Annotated in this window: 1 protein-coding gene; it reads left to right on the forward strand. The window is 66.8% G+C overall.

Translation table 11 applies throughout. From position 1 onward, the window contains the following. Positions 1-77 precede the first annotated feature (77 nt). Positions 78-1,634: an IS1182 family transposase gene (locus tag ACFTR6_RS22060; protein ID WP_377959480.1), complete on the forward strand. Its 1,557-nt coding sequence runs from the start codon at positions 78-80 to the stop codon at positions 1,632-1,634. The last annotated feature ends 184 nt before the right edge of the window (positions 1,635-1,818 follow it).

Here is a 1,818-nt window from a genome sequence, read left to right on the forward strand (position 1 = left end):
CTAGGAGCGCGCTGAATATATCGTCACGGTCTGGCGTGCCTGCCGGGTTTTCGGGGCCGGTGATTAATGCTGGTGTCATGCAGGGTCGCGAGGATGCTCAGCGTGGGTATTTGGATGTGGAAGCGCTGGCCGGGGAGTTGTTGGCCCCGGGCAGCGTTTTCGCGTTTTTGGCAGAACATCGGGGGAGGTTGTTCCCGGATTCGATAATGGAGGATCTGTTCCCCTCCGGGCGGGGGCGTCCGTCGGTGCCGGCGCCGGTGATCGGCTCGGTTCTGGTGCTGCAGGCGTTGCAGGGGCTCTCGGACCGCGAGACCGCGGAGGCGTTGACGTTTGACCTGCGGTGGAAAGCCGCCTGCGGGTACGGGCTGAACCAGGCCGCGTTCCATCCGAGCACGTTGACGTATTGGCGCCGGCGGCTGGCCGCGTCGGGGAATCCTCACCGGGTCATGGAAGCGATCGCGGAGGTCGTCGCGGAGACCGGAATCCTGAAAGGCAAGCGCCGCCGGGCATTGGATTCTACGGTCCTCGATGATGCGGTGGCCCGGCAGGACACGGTCACTCAGCTGATCGCCGGGATCCGCCGCTTCGGCCGGGACGTGCCCGGTGGCAAGGACCTGATCGCGGCCCACGGCACCGGGTATGACTACACGCGCACCGGCAAACCTGACATCGCCTGGGATGATCAGGACGCCAGGGACGGGCTGGTCTCGGCGCTGGTCACGGACGCGCTGGCGCTGCTGGCCGCGGTCGATCCCGAAACGCTCGAGGGCAAGGCGGCTGATGCGTACGCGCTACTGGCCCTGGTAGCCGGGCAGGACGTGGAACCGGCCGAGGATTCGGACGGGACCGATGGGCGGTGGCGGATCGCGCGCAGGGTCGCCCCCGACCGGGTGATCTCGACGGTGGACCCCGATTCCAGGCATGCCCACAAGACCCGGGAAGAGCGCCGGGACGGATACAAGGCCCACATCGTGATCGAACCCGATACCGGTCTGGTGACCGCCGCGATGATCACGAAGGCCGCGGGCGAGGGCACGTCCGATGCGGACGCCGGGGCGATGCTGCTGGGCCAGGACGGGACGGTCACCTCAGACGTCCAGGTGTTGGCGGACTCTGCCTACGGGACCGGGGAACTGCTCAGGACCCTCGCCGCGGCCGGACACACCGCGTTGATCAAGCCCAAGCCCTTGGCCAGGGCTGTCGAGGGCGGGTTCACGATCGATGATTTCGCCTACGATCAGCTGGCCGGGACGCTGACCTGCCCCAACGGGCTGGTCCGAACGATCACCGCGAAGGGCTATGTCACGTTCGGTGCAGGCTGCGCCGGTTGCCCGCTGCGCTCCCGCTGCACGACCGCAACCCGGGGCCGGAAGATCGAACTGCACCCGGAGCACGCGCTGATGCGCGAACACCGCGCCGCAGCACGTGCGGAGGGGTTCCACGCCGACTACACACGCCACCGCCCCATGGTCGAACGCTCCATCGCCTGGCTCGTGAAAGACAACCGGCGCCTGCGCTACCGCGGTACGACAAAGAACCACGCCTGGTGGCAGCTGCGCATCGCCGCAGTAAACCTCAAACGCCTCCTGAACCTCGGTCTCACCAACGACAAAGGATCATGGGCCATCGCATGAGGGACACACTGGACCCCGGGAAGGACCCGGAAAGGCTCTTCCTGGGTCGGATACACGGGCCCGAACCGACGACTGGCCTCCAAAAGAATCCGCTCCGACCACCCGCACATGCCTGAGAAGCCGGGCAAAGCGCTCACGCACCCGCCCAACCCCTCAAAAAGCCCCTAGTTCAGCAGTCTCCTAG

It is taken from the genome of Arthrobacter sp. NPDC057009, from assembly GCF_042673905.1.
Classification (GTDB): domain Bacteria; phylum Actinomycetota; class Actinomycetes; order Actinomycetales; family Micrococcaceae; genus Arthrobacter.

Excerpts from the sequence above, each read along its gene's own strand:
- ACFTR6_RS22060 (WP_377959480.1), top strand. The coding sequence starts at position 78 with ATGCAGGGTCGCGAGGATGCTCAGCGTGGGTATTTGGATGTGGAAGCG.